Source organism: Bacillus cereus group sp. BfR-BA-01310, from assembly GCF_022664325.1.
Classification (GTDB): Bacteria; Bacillota; Bacilli; order Bacillales; family Bacillaceae_G; genus Bacillus_A; species Bacillus_A paramycoides.
In genome coordinates this window covers 172,945-192,331 of the sequence record NZ_JAKUHD010000005.1, presented here as the reverse complement: position 1 = coordinate 192,331, position 19,387 = coordinate 172,945, and the positions used below count along the sequence as shown (strand labels likewise).

Here is a 19,387-nt window from a genome sequence, read left to right as displayed (position 1 = left end):
AAAACACCGAATTCTTTTATTCAACTAATTAAATTATAAGGAGGTAAAGTTGTGTACACAGAAATTTTTAAAGAAGTTGTTTCCATTACTCACCACGATTATTCAGGATGTCTTGATAAAAAGAGCTGGGACGATCCTACTCCATATTTAAACAAGATTGAACAATTAGAGGAACGCGGAGCGTTAACACCCGTACAGTTTACTGAAATTGTAGGAAATTACTTATTAGACTTTAAAGATAATCATATGTTTTTCAAAATGACTTCTAAAGAACAACCACTTACTAGTGTCGGGTTTCAAGTTAAACGATATGAAGATCGGCTATACATTACATCCGCTAACCAAGAGAAACGTATAAAAAAAGGACAAGCTATTCTTGCATTAGATAACATAAAAATTCCTGATCAATTAATAAAATATAAAAAATATTTAAATGAGACTACATATGAGCGTGAAAAATGGGACTATGTTTTATCGAAGTCATCCAATTGTACAATTATAGATGGAGATGGAGTAATCCAAACTATTCCTTTACAAAAGTATAAACGAAGTAATTACACGCCTATCTATTCATTAGAAAAGTATAATGAAGATACACTCTTAATTACTTTGACTGACTTCACAAATACTGAAGCCGTTAATAAATTAATAGATACATACAAAAACGAGCTTGATTCTTTTCCGAACTTAATTATAGACGTCCGATTGAATCTCGGTGGAAGTGATGACGCGTTTTTCAAATTACTCCCTTATTTATTTGAAGATAAAGAAATCTCCCTCTTCGATTCTTCAGATACAATGCAAATAAATCATACAGAACGAAACTATCATTTACGAATGAAAGACTTCGAACAAGAAGATTATAATTCTTTAGACGAACTTTCAAAATCATTTACTGATATGTTTATTCAAGATTTAAAAAAGAATTATAATAAAGGGTTCGTTACATTTGATACCTCTGGATTACCATTAGAAATGCAGACTTTAAAAATACATGGAAGAAAAATGCCAAGTAAAGTATTAATACTAACAGACGTAACATGCGCAAGCTCTGGCGATTCATTTGTAGAAATAGCAAAAAAATCATCTAAAGTGAAAGTCATAGGTCGCCCTACCGCTGGTGTAAATGATTATTCTAATTTAGCAGTAATGGAATGGGCTGATACATTCGCTCTGTGCTATCCTACTTCACGGCTTTCTATTATAGATAAAGGCGAAGGAATGTCCGGAATTGGTATACAACCGCATATACATATCCCTTGGACGCCTGAACATATACAAGAAGATGTAGACTTGAAAGTAGCTTTACAGCTCTTAAACCAAGAAGAATGGTAATTAAAAAGTAGGTGTGAGATAACACACCTACTTTTCCTACTGATTATTAGCCCACACCAATCGGGCGTTTACGGGCAGCCCTACTCCCACCTAACTTCCTTGCATTCGCCAAATTTTGAGGTGGGAGTCTTACTGCCCGCAAATAGCGGGATAAGCATAAAAAAAGAACAAGATTTTCTCTTGTTCTTCATTAAGACAGCCATTTCGGCGGCACATTCGTATTCCAATAAATATTTCCTAGTTCATGATGTCCTGAGTATCCATCATCAAAACGATGATAGTGGAAATTAAAATAATATCCATCTTGCGGTGGATGATCTCTCCTCACGTGAAATCGCAGTAAGTCATTTCCTGTTTTCGTATCATATACATGAAAAATCTTTTCATTATTCCCACCAGCTGGTCTTTGGGATATTGCTAATGATTGTAACGATTCTTCTGGCACATCATTTGCAAGTTCCGCGATTGCTTCTTCAATTTTAGGTAATACAACATCTTTAAATTCATCTTCAATTACAGGCCCAATTTTAGAGCCGAATTTTTGCATAGATTGCTTCTCAGCTTCTTGCATCGCATAGTTAACAAAAGTATCGGTGGTTAACCTTTCATTCGTTTCTTCATATGTATAGGACGTTTGCTCCAAATTTTGTTGCCTAGTTGTAGTAGGCTTGTCCGCTTTTGCATTATCAAGCAAAATGGAAGGAGGCGTCACTAAACCAAATGTAAATACGGTAATTAATGCGACTAAGGTTTTTCTAAACCAATTTGGCATTTATATTCCCTCCCCTTTCACTCATTATATCTTATATAACGGTTGTTTCTTCTATTATACAAAATGATTGTAATTTTTGCACTTTACAAATTTGTTAACGTTCACATATTTTTCACTTGAATATGACATTGTAAGATTTCATACACTATATATACAACAACAATGAGGAGGCGATCAGATGACTTTAGATGTCATGTACTCCGCCGTAAGTATTCTCGTTTTAGTATATTTTATTTACCAATGCATCACAGACTAAAAAAGAGCCTATTCGGCTCTTTTTTACGGTAAAAATACAATCCATCCAATTAATAATATGAAAATAACTCCAATGATTACTGCTGACAATAAATAAAACTGAGAAAGTATAACTGTCCCGTATATAATTATCGCTGGAAGTAATAAATAACGATTTACCTTCCATCTTAACAATAGTAATTTTCCTTCGTCACAATATAAATGAAGGAACATTTTCTTCGTGAATTCATTCCAATAATCACGTGCATAGTGAGCAATTGCAAGTAAAGCAAATACAAGAATAATAGCTGTTATCCACCTTGGAGTCACGATAATACTTACACTACTTATTAATACAATTTGAACATAAAACATTAAAGCACTACTTGTACGCAAAAATTCTTTTAAAAAAGATTCAATAATGCGTGAATCAGCTTTTTTACCTAATATTTTTTTAGAATGAGGGAACATCCACGGTTTTTTATTCGAACTACTCGGTTTCGCCGCATGTCCACCAACTTGCATAATCCCTCTCGTCCAGCGCATACTTTCTTCTTTTTCTTTCTCAACTTCTTTAAAAAAGTAATTTTTATAATTCATCTTTTCTTTTACTAAGACTACAGTAAGTAAAGCTGCTAGACCGATAAAGAGTATGGAAAACAGTGGATTTTTATAAATGAAAAATAAACTGATTCCAAAGAAAATTAATCCAAAAGAAAATAGAACATTTTTTATAATCCATAAAACCCATCGTTTCCCTACACGTACATTTATGAATCTCATCAACAACGATAACATAAATCGAAAAACAGTAAAGAAAATCCAAAATAGTACGATTTGTATAATTGTCGCTCCCATACTTTTCATCAATAGCGGTAGCATAATGAATACTACAATTACGTTCGTTATTGCAATCCGAATAAACGTATATATCATGCCGAACTTCATTAATCTTTGCATATGATTTGGGTACGAAATTAAAAATAAACTATCTGCTTGCTCAAAAAATGAGCGAACTCCTCTTGAAAATGTAACAAAGTAAAACGCGAGTAAACCTAATCCAAAATAAACGGTCTCTTCCATAGATAATTCCTTCATCCAAAGTGAACGATAATATATCCCCATAAATATAAGTGCTGGAATAATAATATATAACGCTACTGTCCAATCAGCTACAGAACGAATTGACTTCCATTTTCTTTGCAATTCATGACGTAGCCTTTTATTAAACTGTTGTTTAATCATGCTGCTCCCGCCTTACAATTGCATCGAAACAATCTAACAGTGTGCTTCCTGGCATCTCTGCTAACGATTGTATCGCCTCTAAATGCCCATCTGCTACTAACGTACCTTGCGAAATGAGTAAAAACCTTTCGCAAATTCGTTCAGCTGTATCTAGTACGTGTGTACAAAGTAAAATTCCTGCGCCCCGCTCTTTTTCTTTATATAAATAGTTTAAAAATTCTCGAGTTGCCACTGGATCTAAACCGATAAAAGGCTCATCAATAATATAAAAATCCGGTTCCGTTAAAAACGCGAGTATTAGCATCGATTTTTGTTTCATACCTTTTGAAAACTTCGATATGTATTCATGTATATGTTTTTCCATTCGGAACGTATGTAATAATCCCTTTGCCTTATCCTCCCAGCTTCCTACTTCATTTCCACGTGCAGCCATTAACAATTCAATATGCTCCCATAAAGTTAAATATTCATAATACGTCGGATGCTCTGGTACATATGCATATGGATTTTTCTTTTCACCAAACGAGATTTCACCATCCATATTGACAAGTAAACCGAGTATCGATTTAATTGTCGTACTCTTTCCTGCGCCATTTGCGCCAATAAGAGCAACTAACTCTCCTTTTTCAATTGCAAATGCAATATCATGAACTGTCTTTTCACCAATTTCATATCCGGCTGAGCGGATATTCACTTCTAGCATACATTTCCCTTCTTTCCATTTACAATACAATCAAGGAAAATGATAACATATCCCTCTTAATATAGTATTATAGCATTTCTAAAATATTTGTTTCGGTAGCAGGAAAAAACACATTTTAACAGAATATTTAATGTTTGAAGTTTTTAATTTAAATGGAGTTGATCATATGTCATTTCAAATTCGTGAAGCAGTCATAAATGATATAGATACATTATGTTCTCTTACAAAAGAGTTAAAAGGCTCTTTTATATCACATGAGGATATGAAAAATCGTTTGCAATTTGTGAGAATGAGTCCTTTTGATTTTTTATATGTTTACGAAGAAGACAATACTATTTTCGGATTACTAGGATTTCGTATACGCGAGAACTTAGAGGATGTAACGCGTTATGGCGAGATTTCAATTATTAGCGTAGATTCTACAATACGCCGAAAAGGTATCGGACAAGTTTTAATGGATTATGCAGAACAATTAGCAAAGAAGCATAATTGCATTGGGACGTGGCTAGTTAGTGGTACAAATAGATTAGAAGCTCATCCTTTTTATAAAAAATTAGGATATGAAGTAAATGGATATCGATTTGTAAAACATTTTTAAACTACATACACATAGAAAGGGCTGTAACTATGAACAACATCGAAGCAATTTTCATTGATCGTGACGGAACAATTGGAGGTGATACTACAATACATTATCCAGGCTCTTTCACATTATTTCCTTTTACGAAGGAATCTTTACAAAAATTAAAAGCTCAAAATATAAAACTTTTCTCTTTTACGAATCAACCGGGTATCGCAGATGGAAAAGCGACTGTAAATGATTTTACGAAAGAGTTAATAGAGTTTGGTTTTGATGATATTTACCTTTGTCCTCATAAACATGATGAAGGATGTGAATGCCGCAAACCAAGCACAGGCATGCTCCTGCAAGCAGCGGAAAAACATGGGCTTAATTTAACAAAATGCGCTATAATTGGTGATCGCTGGACTGATATTGTTGCTGGTGCAAAAGTAAATGCAACGACAATATTAGTTCAAACTGGCGCTGGATATGACGCCTTACATACGTACCGAGATAAATGGGCACATATTGAGCCGAATTACATTGCAGAAAACTTTGAAGATGCTACGAATTGGATATTAAATCAACGATAAGACAAGTTAAATTCTTCCTCATAACTTTCTCCTTTTGACTATTCTTTTCCTAAATGCCAAAAGGTATGAAAAATAATAAAAGCTCAGCCTACGAAAAGAGTAGGCCGAGCTTTTATAGATTAGTTTAAAAAGTTAATTCATAATGGAAATAACGATTATCTCTCAAATATCCATTTTCAGCATATAATCGCTGTGCTGATAAATTATCAATTTCTGTTTGTAGTTTTAAACCTTTTGCACCATTTTCTAATGCGAACGTTTTAGCAGCTTCCAGCAACTTTTTACCCGTTCCTGCCCCGCGTTTCTTCGCTTGTACAAATAAGTCATTTAATATCCATAATTCTTTCATCGAAATAGATGAGAATGATGGATATAATTGTGTGAAACCAATATATTCCCCGTCTTCTACCGCTACAAAAATGACTGATTCTTTTCGCTCAATTCGATTTCGTAAAAATGCTTTTGTTCCTTCAATATCGGAATCTTGTCGATAAAATACGCGATAGTTATTAAAAACAGATGCTAGTCCATCTAAATCTGCAATTGTTGCTTCATATATTCTCATTTTACTCCATTCCCCTTCCAATACTGCTTCATAATATCTGTTGCCCATTCGGGCTGTTTTATTTCTTCTCTCGGTATAAACTCTTTCATAACAGGCTTTATATCCAAAATAGGTGTGCCATCGATTGCGTCTAATCCTTCAACAACAATTGTTTTTCCATCTCTTCTTATCACTTTAACAATTGTCGCTCCTAGTCGATTCGGACGATTTTTTCCACGTTGTGCAAAAATCCCTACCTTTGGAAAATTACTATTATTTCTAGGGTGTCTAGCAGAATACTGAATTTGTTCATCTGTTACTTTATGAAAATAGAAAATAACTTCAATATGAGAAAAATCTTCGATCCCTTGTATACTTTCCTCTGTATACGAATCACTTAAAGTAATAAGTGATCTTATTTCTCCCCACTCATCATCTACTATTTCCTTTCTTTCATTATGTACAAATGCGATTGGTTGAACTGAGAACATCCGCATTCCCCCTTAAATGTAACCACTTACATTATAAAATATTTTCTGAATGTTTTCCACTTACACGGTCATTGTTTACATAATAAAATTATCTTCATCTTCTAAAGACATATTCACAGCTTCAACTGCATGTATGCGGGCTGTGTCAAATAAAGGAACTAATGCATCTTCCTGTTTTACTAATAGTCCTATTTCTGTACACCCTAATATAATGCCTTTTGCTCCTCTTTGCACCAAATCTTCCATTACATTTTTAAAATACTCCCTTGATTGTGGGGTTATTTTTCCTAGGCATAATTCGTTATATATTATTTTATTTACTCTCTCTCTATCCTCTTCTTTTGGTACAATTACTTTTATATCATTTTCTTCTATACGTAATTTATAGAAATCCTGCTCCATCGTGTATTTTGTCCCAAGTAGACCAACTGATTGAATTCTATGTTGTCTTATTTCCTTCGCTGTTGCATCAGCAATATGTAATATTGGAATACGGATTCTATTTTTTATATGCTTAATAACTTTATGCATCGTGTTTGTACAAATTATTATAAAAGCAGCGCCACCCTTCTCCAAAGAAGATGCTGCATTTCCTAATACCTCTCCCGCTTTATCCCAATCTCCTTCAGATTGATATCGTTCAATTTCTTCAAAGTCAACGCTGTAAAGAAGACATTTTGCTGAATGTAATCCACCTAATCTCATTTTTATTTCTTCATTTATCATTTTGTAATACTCAGTAGTTGATTCCCAGCTCATTCCGCCAATAAGACCTATTAACTTCATATATCCTCCTTCAAAATAACATTTTAAAAACGTGATTTATCATATAATTTATACATAATTAATCACGTTTAAATCCTATAAAAATAATAACCTTCCTCCAATTATACCTATTACATTTATAGTAGTTCTTTTTCATTTCCGCGGAAATAATTATAGAATATTCAGAAAATAACCTTTGTGGTTATCTTATATTGATAATCAAAGCATTTTCGATATAGCTCTTTTATTTCATCATAAGATGGAACTCGTGGATTGTTACTTGGACTACCACTTGCAATAGCATCTTTCGCCATTTTAGAAATAGCATTTTCAAATTCACCTTCATCAATTCCGTATTCTCTTAAATTAGGAATTCGAAGATCAAAGCAAAGTTTCTGAATTTCAGCAATCGTGTAGTTCGCCACTTCTTCATCAGAATACGAATACAAATCTTTGTTTAAGCTACGTCCTACTTCAGCTAACTTTTTTACCGCATTCATTTTTGTAAACTCTAGAACTGTAGGTAATAGTATTGCATTCGATATTCCATGTGGCACATGGAATAATGCTCCTACAGGACGAGACATACCATGGACTAATGTAACAGAAGCATTTGAAAAAGCAATTCCAGCTTGCAATGAAGCAATCATCAGTGCTTCTCTTGCTTCCATATTATCCCCATCCTCATATGCAAAACGTAAATATTTCATTATACTTTCAATAGCTGAAAGCGCGAGAACATCTGTTAGTGGTTGTGAAACTTTAGAAATATAAGCTTCAATCGCATGGCATAATGCATCTATTCCTGTTGCTGCGGTAATATGAGGTGGTACTGAACTTGTCAAAATAGGGTCTATTATCGCCAATTGCGGGGTAAAGCTCGGATGCTTTATCATCATTTTCACATCCGTTTTTTTATTCGTAATTACAGCTACACTCGTTACTTCCGATCCAGTACCAGAAGTTGTTGGGATTGCAATAAGAGGTAATGGATCATGTTTTATTTCGATACTATTTTGGACATATTCTTCAATTTCTCCACCATTTGTATATAACACTGCTACTGCTTTCGCAGCATCAATACAACTTCCCCCGCCAATACCGATAATAAAATCACATTTTCCTTCTTTACAAATAGATAACGCTTCTAATACGTGTATATTTGTAGGTTCAGCGTTCACTTTATTATACGTAATAACTGTAACCCCTTTCGCATTTAATTGCTTCACACATCTTTCAACATACCCTAATTTCTCCATAATTGTATCACTAACTATGAAAGCCCTTTTCCCTAACTTCTTTGATTGCTCCCCTAGTTTTTCAAGCGAATTTCTCCCATATAATACAGACCTCGGCATACGAAATTCAGCAACTTCTTGCAAGTACTCCACCCCTTCTATTTCTAATAAATATTTTATTATATAAATTATCAATCTGATAAATCTTTTCTTTTCATCTATTAACTATTTATTAATAGATTCCTGTTAAAGTATAGAACACGATGACTAAAAATACAGCAACCGTTTTCAAAATTGTAATAGCAAATATGTCTTTATATGACTGCTTATGTGTTAATCCTGTTACCGTTAGAATAGTAATAATCGCCCCATTATGTGGTAATGTATCCATTCCTCCTGATGCCATTGATACAATGCGATGCATCACTTCTAACGGAATGTTATATTGCGTTGCTGCAGCAATAAATTTATCTCCCATCGCACTTAAAACTATTCCCATTCCGCCTGATGCTGACCCAGTAATCCCAGACAAAATATTAGTTGTTACTGCTCCATTTACTAATGGATTCGTGAAAGTTGCAGAGATGCTATCTCTCATAATTGCAAAGCCTGGAAGTGCTGCAATAACACCACCAAATCCAAACTCAGCTCCTGTATTCATTGTTGCAAGTAGTGCTCCCCCAATACTTGTATTCAATCCAGCTTGGAGTCCAGTTACTACTCGTTTCCAATATAATAAAAGCGTTGATAAAATCCCTATAATAAGTGCCAATTCTACAGACCAAATTCCAACTACCGCACTTAATTCAACTTTTCCAAATGCTTTCATACCAATAGCTGAGAAATCAAAGCCATTTGGATACCACTTTGGTATCATAATTGTGAAAACCTTATTCATTACACCTACTAAAATAAGTGGTATAAACGCAATTACTTGCTGTACTCTTGTGATTTCAATACCACTTAGTATCGGCATATCTTTTTGTTCTAATTGCAAAGATGCTGCCATTTCAGATTTTCCATCGTTAAAGCCGAAGTATCCTTCTCCTCCAGCTTTTGCCTTCTTTCGCCTACTCTCTAAATATAGTAAACCTAACGTGAGAACAAAAATTGCTCCTACAATACCAAGTATCGGAGCTGCATAAATATCAGTTTTAAAAAAGGTTGTAGGTATTACATTTTGAATTTGTGGTGATCCAGGTAGTGCATCCATTGTAAAAGTTACTGCTCCAAGAACGATTGTACCGGGAATTAACCGTTTTGGGATATCAGCTTGTCGAAACAATTTTGCTGCAAACGGATATACAGCGAATACAACTACATAAACACTTACACCGCTATATGTTAAAATAGCTCCCATTAAAACAATGGCTAAAATTGTACGCTTTTCCCCAACTAACTCTATAATTGTCTTTGCAATAGAATCAGCAATACCTGACATTTCTACTACTTTACCAAAAATGGCTCCAAGCAAGAAAACAGGAAAATATAGTTTAATAAACCCTACCATTTTCTCCATAAAAATATTAGAAAAGAAAGGTAAAACATAACTAGGCTCTGTCAAAAATACCGCAAATAATGCAAAAATCGGTGCGAATAATATTACAGAAAATCCTCTATATGCTACAAACATGAGTAAACTAAGTGCTAATAAAATAATAACTAGCTCCAATTATACCCCTCCTTTTAAACTGAAAATTCAATCTTTTAATACTAAACTTCTGCTAACATCTCGTATCCTTTTATTTCATGACATTCCTCCTCTTTTTATAACAAATTTTTTATGCTAAAAATGTCTAATTATAACTATTCGATTACATACGAAAAATCCCTTTAAACAAAAACGATTTCATCGTCATACGTTATAAAGGGATTGTTAGTTTCTCTTTTTATAGGTTTACCATACTTTTCTCTAAATAAAAGCTTTGCAACTCTTCGACATCTTTCACTATATAAGTCGCCCTAGCTTCACTCAGTTCTTTCTCACTTCCATAACCATACAATACACCAATAGAAGCGATTTCATTATTATTAGCCCCTATTATATCGTGCTTTCTATCTCCAATCATTACAACTTCTTCTTTTTTGAGTTCTTCATTTGTTTGTAATATATGAGCAATTATTTCTTCCTTTTTTATCCTTGTCCCATCTAAATTGCTCCCAACAATCCCTTCAAAAAAAAGTGTTAACTGAAAATGCTCTATTACTTGTTTCGCAAATACAGTGGGCTTTGAAGTTGCTACATACAAACGATTACCTGCATCTTTTAATTCTTGCAATAGAGTCGGAATCCCATCATATATTTTATTTTCTAATAGACCGCTTTTCTTTAAATATTCCCGGAAATAAACGACAGCTTGCTCAATTTCTATTTCACTCATATTATATCTCTCTGCAAACGATTGTTGAATCGGTGGACCAATAAATGAATCTAACTCACTTATTTTCCCTTCTTCAATTCCCATCTTTTCTAACGCATATAGAACAGAGTTTATTATCCCTTCTTTCGGATCCGTTAATGTTCCATCTAAATCAAATAGAAATATTTTATACATGTTTCATTCCTCCACTTATTTTACTTTATATGTAACCCACCAAAAACACTCACCTATATGAAAATTTAAATCTAATGCAAATGGTTCAAGAATAGATTGCAATTCTTCTTGCGTATAATAGTTTTTAATAATCTCATACCTCTCACCAGTCGAGAGTGTACGAATTTTATATGTATTTACATCTCCATCTTTACGAATAAGCTCTCCGCCAATTCCTTCGTTATACAAATTATCTGCAAAACAAACTATCGCTCCTTTTTCTAATACATGATGAAACTGTATTAAAAAACTAGTAATCTCTTCTTTTTTAATGTGTGAAAACCAAAAGTTTGCATATGCCCCTTGAAAGATGTCTTTCATTTGTTCTAGTTTAAAAGCGTCACCTTTCTGAAAGGTAACCTTTTCCTTAGAAAGCTCTTTCTCCTTTGCTATCGCTAGTACTTCATCAGAATAATCAATCGCTGTTATATGTGCAGCTACATCTGTTACATACTTCGTCCAATACCCTGTTCCGCAAGCAACTTCAAGAACTTTTCTTCCTATACATATATCTTTTAATTTTTGTTCAAGCATCTTTTGTTCCGCCTGCCTTACTGGATCTTCCCGATTGTACACCGCTTCATATTCACTTGCACGATTACTATAATATGTATACATAGAAAAGCTCCCCCTCTATTAAACAAACCACATCCTTTCCATAATATCATTTTTATTTTTTTCAGAAAATTACTTTTTCTACCTCTCATACTTTCAGTTACAAAAATACAAAAGATATGATAAAGTGAAAAAGTTACAATTAATTTCATAGAAACTGGTGAAACACATGTCAATTACGTTAATTTTTATTATGGCTTTCACAATTGTTATCCACGCAGTTGAAACAAGCTCTTATAGTATTCGATTAGCTGGTGTCCGTTTAAAAAAGATTGCCGTTGCCTTATCTGTCGTAGGAATGGTACTGCTTATTTCAAGAACATCTAACTTACTACAAGCCTTTTTAATTGGTGGTATTGTCGATGAAGCAAAACTAGATTCTTCTATTAATTTAGAGCATATTATACGGCTCGTTCTATTATCTGCCTCTATCGGTACATTGTTGGCAATTATACTCTATCCAACTTTGACAAAGCTATTTGGATATGTCATTCAAAACTTTGAAACAGACGGTTCTTTCATACGAATGATGAAAACAAATAACATTCAAAAATTAAAGCGCACAAAAAAATATGTACGCTTTCCAAAGTTAGAAATGATTCATCGACTAAGGATCGGTGGTATCCCAAAGCGTATTATGCTTATTAACATGTTCGCAACTGCAATTTATACAGCGGGTGTCCTTTCAGCTCTTTACGCTTCTTTTTTAAATCCAGATTACGCAACAAATGCAAGTACAGCATCTGGTCTCGTGAATGGTTTTGCTACTATTTTATTAACAGTATTACTCGATCCACGTATCGCCCTTTTAACAGAGCGCGCTCTTCAATCAGAGGACGGTGCTGAGGCAATGAGTAAAATGTATGGTTGGCTAATGATTTCTAGACTTCTCGGCACCTTATTAGCACAATTTTTATTTGTACCAGGTGCTTATTGGATTTTATGGATTATTGAACTAATGCATTAATCCACTAACTCTATAAATAGAGGGGAATTTATCAATGACTATAAAAACCGAGCAAGATATTATCCATTTCATACAAAATGATCCGTGGATGATGAACGTATTACAAATGGCAAAATCACTACAACTACCTGATTGGTGGGTTTGCGCCGGATTTGTTCGTTCTAAAATTTGGGATACTTTACATAACTACGAAGTACGAACGGCTACACCAGACGTTGATGTTATTTATTATGATTCAATGCAGAAAGATGAGGCATATGAACAATTATTAGAAACGAAGCTGACAAATATGGATGCCACTATCCCTTGGTCAGTAAAAAATCAAGCTCGCATGCATGTAGTGAATAAAATGCTACCTTACTCTTCTTCTGTTGATGCTATTTCTAAATTTCCTGAAACAGCAACTGCTCTTGGGGTTACATTAGACGAGAAAAACAATGTCATATTAACATCTCCTTGCGGAATAGAAGATGTACTTTCATTACAAGTGAAACCCACACCTCATTTTCTTGAAACGAAAGAACGTATACATATGTACAAGAAAAGAGTTATTAAAAAGAATTGGCAAAGCAAATGGCCTAACATTACAATTACTTATCCAGAAATTTAAAAAGGGTGCTTCTCATTATTAGAAGCACCCTTTCTTTTTTTATTTCAAAAAATGAATGACTGTTTCAGCGAATCGGTCTGCTTCCTCATAATGTGGTGTATGACCACTCTCTTCAAACACGATATACGTACCATTTTGAGTATCTTGATTAAATGTTAGAATTTGTTTTTCACAAGTTACTGCATCATGTTGCCCTACAAGTAAAAGCATTGGGCTCTTTACCTCTTTTAGTTTTGATAACAATGACTTATAAATTTCTCCCTCTTCTTTTAATCTTACAAAATGGATCTGCGAACGACTAGAAAATTCTTCCCACTCTTCGTAACTATATAAACTATCGTCTGTTTTATCTTCCTTATAACTGTAAATTTCCATTCTATTTTCCGCTAGCTCACCACTTAATCTTATATAAGCTTCTAACAACTCTTCTGAACTAGCATTACTAGCTGCTAAATCTAGGCACTCTTTTGCATGTTCTTCTTTTCCATACTTTATTAATAAAGTTCCTGTCTTTTGTAACAAAGCTCTACTTGTTAGAGCAAAATCGAAAGTCGGCCCTTCAAATATTATTTTCGCTATTGAATTCGGATACGTCACCGCATATAACAACGCTAAAAAGCCACCGAAAGAATGCCCAATTACAGACCATTTTTCAATTTGCAATACTTTTCTTAGCTCCTCACAGTCTTCAATTAAATCACTTAATCTAAAAGGTTCTTCTTCAGTAATTACTTCTGAACGACAAACTCCTCTTTGATCTAACGTAATTAAATACAATGAATCTTTTAATCGTTCCGCTTGATGAAATGAAAAATCATAACAGCTTTCACCCGGTCCCCCGTGTAAGTATAAAATCGGTTTATTTTCAGGAGACCCATGTGTTTCGACATATAGTTTTTTCCCTCTAATATTTATTAATTTTCCTTTTGCAGCAAAATCATATTTTAATTTCATCCTCGCCCTCCTTTTTTCACTGAATATTATAACATTTCAACTTAAATAATCCCTATTACATTTAAAAATACGATGACTATCGCAAGGGGAGCTACAAATCGAAGTAAAAATACCCAACAAGTAAATACTTTCTTTCCATAATTTCCACCTACGTAAAATTCTGCTTCTAATACCTTTTTCTCCATTTTAAACGATACGAAAATACTGATAAACAATGCTCCAAGTGGCATTAATATATTACTAGATAAGAAGTCCACTGCATCAAAAATATTCTTACCAAAAATCGTAATATCACTCCATACTCCAAATGATAACGCGGATGGTATACCTACTAGGAAAATGCAGAAACCGATGATCCATGATAGTTTATTTCTTCTGTCTTGCTCACCATTTGCTAATGCTGAAACGACCGTTTCTAGTAGTGAAAATGCCGATGTTAATGTCGCAAATGTAAACAGCGCAAGAAATACTGTTAAGAATACTCCACCGAATGGAATTTGACTAAATACAGATGGTAATACGATAAATAGTAATCCAGGTCCTTCTGTTGGCTCCATTCCTAATGAAAATACTGCTGGGAAAATAGCAAGTCCTGCAAATAAAGAAACGAATAAATTCAATCCAACAATTGTTATTGCCGATTTTGGTAAACTTTCTTTTTTATTTAAATAGGAACTATACGTAACCATAATCGAAATCCCTATACTAATCGCAAAGAATGATTGTCCCATTGCGAACAAAATACTTTCTGAAGTAATCTTTGAGAAATCTGGTTGTAAGAAAAACTTCACACCTTTCATCGCATCATCAAGTGTTAATGAACGAATAATAAGAGCTACAAATAAAACGAACAACGCTGGTAACATGTATTTACTTGCTTTTTCAATCCCATTTTGTACACCTTTTGATACAACCCATATCGTAATAAACATAAAAGCAAAATGACCAAGAATAGCCCAAATTGGATTTCCAATTGTTTCAGTGAATAATGTACTGTAATTTTGTCCCGGAGTAATAAGCTGTCCTGTTACTCCCCTGAATAAATAGATTAATACCCAGCCACCTACAACACTATAAAACGAAAGTAATATAAAACAAGTTCCAACGCCAAGACGTCCAATCCAGTGCCATCCTGTATTTGGTGCAATACTTTTAAATGCTCCAACTGCTTGTTTCTGTGTACTGCGTCCAATCATAAATTCAGCTATAAGTAGCGGTAGTCCAATTAATACAGTAAATAATATAAAAATTAAAAAGAATGCTCCTCCCCCGCTCTTCCCAGCGATATAAGGAAACTTCCATATTGCGCCAAGTCCAATTGCTGATCCTGCTGCTGCCATTATAAAACCTAATTTCGAAGTCCATTGCTCCGTCTGTTTCATCCCATTTTCCTCCTAATTAAATCTTTTTATATAAATAATTAAATTTAATATACCAATCCAAATAAACCCTCCATTTCTTCCTCTATATAATAAAAAATGGCCTAGCATCTCTTTATATAAAGAGACGCTAAGCCATTTACTTAACGCGGTACCACCCTTATTGATTCCATTATGAATCCACCTTAGTAGTAATCGTTTGATTACAAACCTAATATCGAAGGTTAACCGTTAAGATTTACTAAGAATGTGATTCCGTTCCACCTTACTGCTCCTAGGCGAGTTCAGGATGTCATTTGACTATGTCGCACCAACCCATAGCTCTCTGCACAAATACATGACCTTACTACTCCTATTCAACACATTTTAATATTTAGAATATATTTTCTTTTGAAATTAATATGAAGTATATCGGTTATATTTGTTACTGTCAAGATATATATTACTTTTTTGTCGAAAAGGATTTTTATAAAGCCTTATAGAAAATATTTACAAATATAAATTGTAAGGAGAAAATACATTATGTCATATTTAAAGAATGGATGTTTTTTTATTATCCGCTCATTTTTCATCATCTTTGGTATTATTGCGATTTGTTCTTTACCACAATTGTTTTTTGGTAAATCTCCAAATTCATCAAATTCACTAGCAATGCAACCAACACCAACTTTACAATTTAATTTGAATAACTATTTAGATTCGATATTAAATGTAATCTCTTCTTTATTTCACCCTACAACAATTACTTACAAAATCAGCAATGCAGGGATTCAATCACCGGATCGAGACCTATTTCCATACTTACTAGAATCATATAACCATACATTAATTATTATGATTTGCGCTTTTCTTATTGCCGTACTCCTCTCTACTACTTTTACAATTCTTACATTTTACTTTCCAAAACACATTCAAACTATTATTCTTAAAATTTTGCACGTACTAGAGGCGTTGCCAGACTTATTTTTCGTCGTTTGTGTACAGCTATTTGTCATTTGGATTTATAAAAATACAAATTTTCTCGTTACGGTACCTTTTCCTACAATGCAAGAAAAAACATATTTGTTACCCATATTAACATTAAGCATTTTGCCGATTATTTTCTTATACAAAATCAGTCTACTAAATTATAAAGATGAGCTACAAAAGGATTATGTTAATGTTGCAGTCGCAAAAGGATTAAAACCGTTTTACATTTTATATAAACACATACTCATCAACGCTCTATTATCTATTTTTTATAATGCTAAATCTATTTTTTTATTTATGATTTCCAATATGATTGTACTTGAGTATTTATTTAACTCATATGGATTGTTTAAATTTTTAATTATGCATCAAACACCGGAAATTGTTACAATCAGCATTTTACTTTTAACGATTCCATTTTATCTCTCCTTTGAACTATTAAAACGTATTTTACCAGGAAGAAGGGATTTACTTGTTTAAAAAGGTAGTTTTTAATATACGATTTTTAATCGGTCTTTTTATTTTAGTAACTATTATTGTTGCAAGTTATATTACTAAAGAAAAAATGGACTCAGGAAAAATCCAACCTGGTCCTGCTTTTCAATACATTGACGATAAACTAGTTAGTACTGCTCCAGCACCGCCCTCTTTTTCTCATCCTCTCGGTGTTGATAAAGAGGGGAATGACGTTTTAATCTGGACTCTTTATGATGCAAAAACGCCAATATTTTATGCAGTGATTATTAGTTTTTTCCGGATCGTCTTTTCACTTATATTCGGTGTTCTTCATGCATACTTTTATCGATACGTACGCTTTTTAGATATTCTATTTGAAACATTCCAATACGTCCCTACTACCTTATTAGCAATTTTTTTATTATCACCTGTAATGCTTGTATCTCCAGATGAAGAACACCTTTGGCTTTCTTATATGATTTCAGTTTTGATTTTTATTAGTGTACCTAATTTAGTACAACTTTTCAGTAATGAAATTCGTTTATTGCTACAAAATGAATTTGTGACAAGTTCTAAAACATTAGGAGGTGGGTTTTTTCACATTTGTAAGATCCATTTAAAACCCTTTCTTACGCCAAAAATTTTCATTTGGATTAATCAACAAATGCTGCAAACTTTAGTTTTATTACTGCATTTAGCACTATTTCAAACCATTTCATTTAACGTTGCTGGTACACTTGTTTTACTTAGTCACAATCATCAGTTTTTATATGTTTTACCTTGGATAGCATTCGGTCCCGTTTTATTTTTCACTATCGTTATTTTAGCTGTATACATGATGTTATCCGGAATGCAAAATGCACTAAAAAATGAAATGGTTCATATCGATAACTCACTTTTATTAAGTGTATTATCAAAAGACAAAAGAGAAAGAAAGAGAAAATATCTTTCCCTCTTCAAACAAAATGTAAAAATGAAAGAACAGTAAAAAAGAATCTTCGCGATTATCGCGAAGATTCTTTTTTATGGTATAAGGCGCGTACAATCTCTCGGAAAAGCGCTCGCCTCTCGTACGTTTGTTAATTCTAAAAATTTATACACAACTCTTTCTAATCCAATTCCGAATCCGCCATGTGGTGGACATCCGTAACGAAATGTATTCAAATAGGATTGAAATTTCTCTGGGTTTAACCCTTTTTCTTTAAAAGAAGCAAGTAACATATCATAATGATGAATTCTCTGTGCCCCTGATGTTATTTCTAATCCTTTATATAATAAGTCAAATGAATCAGTAATAGATGGATTCTCTTTATTCGGCATCGTATACATTGGTCTCGCTTCTTTCGGATAATGCGTAATGAAAACAAATTCACTATTATATGTTTCCTTTACATATTTCCCTAGTAACTTTTCACCTTCTGTATCTAAATCCCCTACAGGGGATTCTTTTCGATACTTCATTTTTAAAATTTCTTGTGCCTCTGATAATGTGATTTTAGGAATTTCTGCAATGACAGGTACTGTTATTTGTAATAGTTGTAGTTCTTTCTCGCATTTTTTTCCTACTTGTTTAAACATATAGCGTAACACATCTGTTTCTAATTGCATCACTTCATGAAAATCATGAATAAATCCAACCTCTACGTCTAACGATATATATTCATTTAAATGTCGTGAAGAGTTATGATGTTCAGCCCGGTACACAGGAGCAATTTCAAAAACACGTTCGAGTCCTCCCGCTACCATCATTTGTTTATAAAACTGTGGTGATTGAGCTAAATACGCTTCTCTTTGGAAATATGGAAGCTTAAAAACATTCGCTCCTCCTTCTGCCCCTTGTGAGACAATTTTCGGAGTAAATATACGTGTGAAATCGTTCTCTACTAGAAATTCACTAAAGCTTTGAACGAGTGTAGATTTCACTTTAAAAATCGCCGCGATTCGTTCATGTCTTAATGATAATACCCGCTCATTCAACAGTTGATCTAAGCCGACTTGTAGCTTCTTTTTATTTATTTCAAATGGAAGTGATTCTGCACCATTCAATACTTTTACTTCATGTGCAAGTAGTTCAACACCTAATTCTGTTTTCGTTGTCTCTACTATTTCACCAACAACTTGAACGACACTTTCAACATCTACTTTATATCCAGCTAACTCGTTTTCTAATACACATTGAATAACTCCCGTTCGGTCCCTTAATAATAAGAAACTAACATTGCCAAGATGACGGATTTTTTTTACCCATCCTTGTAGTAATACAACCTTCCCGCTACGCTCTGTACATTCTCGCGTGAGTGAACGCTTCATTATTTGACCCATTATATTTCCCTCCAATAGTTTTATATTTATTTACATTAT

Annotated in this window: 20 protein-coding genes and 1 other annotated feature; of the genes, 7 read left to right on the top strand and 13 right to left on the bottom strand. The window is 33.5% G+C overall.

Features of this window, described 5'->3' with window-relative positions; genetic code table 11:
* The first annotated feature begins 51 nt into the window (after positions 1 to 51).
* Positions 52 to 1,335 (top strand): S41 family peptidase, encoded by a 1,284-nt coding sequence (locus MR109_RS13495; protein ID WP_242272384.1) that lies wholly within the window; start codon positions 52 to 54, stop codon positions 1,333 to 1,335.
* A 190-nt stretch (positions 1,336 to 1,525) separates the two neighbouring features.
* Here MR109_RS13495 and MR109_RS13490 read toward each other — a convergent pair whose 3' ends face one another.
* The 3 genes from MR109_RS13490 to MR109_RS13480 form a co-directional block, all read right to left on the bottom strand.
* The gene (locus MR109_RS13490) at positions 1,526 to 2,107 is read right to left on the bottom strand and encodes a YpjP family protein (RefSeq protein ID WP_002171756.1); all 582 of its coding nucleotides are present in this window, start codon (positions 2,105 to 2,107) and stop codon (positions 1,526 to 1,528) included.
* Positions 2,108 to 2,386: 279 nt separating this feature from the next.
* Complete coding sequence (locus MR109_RS13485) at positions 2,387 to 3,586, bottom strand: ABC transporter permease (RefSeq protein ID WP_242272383.1); 1,200 nt, start codon at positions 3,584 to 3,586, stop codon at positions 2,387 to 2,389.
* Entirely contained in the window at positions 3,579 to 4,289 is a 711-nt protein-coding gene (locus MR109_RS13480) for an ABC transporter ATP-binding protein (protein ID WP_048372404.1), read from the bottom strand. The genes MR109_RS13485 and MR109_RS13480 overlap by 8 nt, the downstream gene beginning before the upstream one ends.
* Before the next feature lie 166 nt (positions 4,290 to 4,455).
* On the opposite strand from MR109_RS13480, the gene MR109_RS13475 reads away from it, so the two are divergent.
* A complete protein-coding gene (locus MR109_RS13475; protein ID WP_025149375.1) occupies positions 4,456 to 4,887 on the top strand; it encodes a GNAT family N-acetyltransferase in 432 nt (143 codons plus the stop codon).
* Between the two features lie 29 nt (positions 4,888 to 4,916).
* Entirely contained in the window at positions 4,917 to 5,444 is a 528-nt protein-coding gene (locus MR109_RS13470) for an HAD-IIIA family hydrolase (protein ID WP_242272382.1), read from the top strand.
* A gap of 124 nt (positions 5,445 to 5,568) precedes the next feature.
* Here the strand turns inward: MR109_RS13470 and MR109_RS13465 are convergent, their stop codons facing one another.
* The 7 genes from MR109_RS13465 to MR109_RS13435 form a co-directional block, all read right to left on the bottom strand.
* Positions 5,569 to 6,009, bottom strand: a complete 441-nt coding sequence (locus tag MR109_RS13465; RefSeq protein WP_002171750.1) for a GNAT family N-acetyltransferase — start codon at positions 6,007 to 6,009, stop codon at positions 5,569 to 5,571.
* Complete coding sequence (locus MR109_RS13460; RefSeq protein ID WP_002171749.1) at positions 6,006 to 6,479, bottom strand: SAM-dependent methyltransferase; 474 nt, start codon at positions 6,477 to 6,479, stop codon at positions 6,006 to 6,008. The genes MR109_RS13465 and MR109_RS13460 overlap by 4 nt, the downstream gene beginning before the upstream one ends.
* 75 nt (positions 6,480 to 6,554) lie before the next feature.
* Entirely contained in the window at positions 6,555 to 7,265 is a 711-nt protein-coding gene (locus tag MR109_RS13455) for an aspartate/glutamate racemase family protein (RefSeq protein ID WP_242272381.1), read from the bottom strand.
* A gap of 161 nt (positions 7,266 to 7,426) precedes the next feature.
* On the bottom strand, positions 7,427 to 8,626 hold the full coding sequence (locus MR109_RS13450) for an iron-containing alcohol dehydrogenase (RefSeq protein WP_242272380.1): 1,200 nt from the start codon (positions 8,624 to 8,626) through the stop codon (positions 7,427 to 7,429).
* An 88-nt stretch (positions 8,627 to 8,714) separates the two neighbouring features.
* Positions 8,715 to 10,154, bottom strand: a complete 1,440-nt coding sequence (locus MR109_RS13445; RefSeq protein WP_242272378.1) for a GntP family permease — start codon at positions 10,152 to 10,154, stop codon at positions 8,715 to 8,717.
* A 217-nt stretch (positions 10,155 to 10,371) separates the two neighbouring features.
* Positions 10,372 to 11,037 carry an HAD family hydrolase gene (locus MR109_RS13440; protein ID WP_242272376.1) on the bottom strand — a complete coding sequence of 222 codons (666 nt, stop codon included), beginning with the start codon at positions 11,035 to 11,037 and terminating at the stop codon, positions 10,372 to 10,374.
* A gap of 15 nt (positions 11,038 to 11,052) precedes the next feature.
* Positions 11,053 to 11,694 carry a class I SAM-dependent methyltransferase gene (locus MR109_RS13435; protein WP_242272374.1) on the bottom strand — a complete coding sequence of 214 codons (642 nt, stop codon included), beginning with the start codon at positions 11,692 to 11,694 and terminating at the stop codon, positions 11,053 to 11,055.
* Between the two features lie 166 nt (positions 11,695 to 11,860).
* Between MR109_RS13435 and MR109_RS13430 the strand changes: the two genes are divergently transcribed.
* Positions 11,861 to 12,658, top strand: a complete 798-nt coding sequence (locus MR109_RS13430) for a lipid II flippase Amj family protein (RefSeq protein ID WP_178940096.1) — start codon at positions 11,861 to 11,863, stop codon at positions 12,656 to 12,658.
* A 34-nt stretch (positions 12,659 to 12,692) separates the two neighbouring features.
* The gene (locus MR109_RS13425; protein WP_242272371.1) at positions 12,693 to 13,268 is read left to right on the top strand and encodes a nucleotidyltransferase family protein; all 576 of its coding nucleotides are present in this window, start codon (positions 12,693 to 12,695) and stop codon (positions 13,266 to 13,268) included.
* 39 nt (positions 13,269 to 13,307) lie between these two features.
* Here MR109_RS13425 and MR109_RS13420 read toward each other — a convergent pair whose 3' ends face one another.
* Positions 13,308 to 14,222 carry an alpha/beta fold hydrolase gene (locus tag MR109_RS13420; RefSeq protein WP_242272369.1) on the bottom strand — a complete coding sequence of 305 codons (915 nt, stop codon included), beginning with the start codon at positions 14,220 to 14,222 and terminating at the stop codon, positions 13,308 to 13,310.
* Positions 14,223 to 14,263: 41 nt separating this feature from the next.
* Positions 14,264 to 15,604 (bottom strand): sodium-dependent transporter, encoded by a 1,341-nt coding sequence (locus tag MR109_RS13415; RefSeq protein ID WP_242272367.1) that lies wholly within the window; start codon positions 15,602 to 15,604, stop codon positions 14,264 to 14,266.
* A gap of 117 nt (positions 15,605 to 15,721) precedes the next feature.
* Positions 15,722 to 15,970: a binding site (T-box leader), on the bottom strand.
* A gap of 153 nt (positions 15,971 to 16,123) precedes the next feature.
* Between MR109_RS13415 and MR109_RS13410 the strand changes: the two genes are divergently transcribed.
* Positions 16,124 to 17,050 (top strand): ABC transporter permease subunit, encoded by a 927-nt coding sequence (locus MR109_RS13410; RefSeq protein ID WP_242272365.1) that lies wholly within the window; start codon positions 16,124 to 16,126, stop codon positions 17,048 to 17,050.
* Complete coding sequence (locus tag MR109_RS13405; RefSeq protein ID WP_242272363.1) at positions 17,043 to 18,014, top strand: peptide ABC transporter permease; 972 nt, start codon at positions 17,043 to 17,045, stop codon at positions 18,012 to 18,014. The genes MR109_RS13410 and MR109_RS13405 overlap by 8 nt, the downstream gene beginning before the upstream one ends.
* A gap of 35 nt (positions 18,015 to 18,049) precedes the next feature.
* Here the strand turns inward: MR109_RS13405 and aspS are convergent, their stop codons facing one another.
* The gene (gene aspS / locus MR109_RS13400; RefSeq protein ID WP_242272361.1) at positions 18,050 to 19,348 is read right to left on the bottom strand and encodes an aspartate--tRNA(Asn) ligase; all 1,299 of its coding nucleotides are present in this window, start codon (positions 19,346 to 19,348) and stop codon (positions 18,050 to 18,052) included.
* Positions 19,349 to 19,387: the final 39 nt, after the last annotated feature.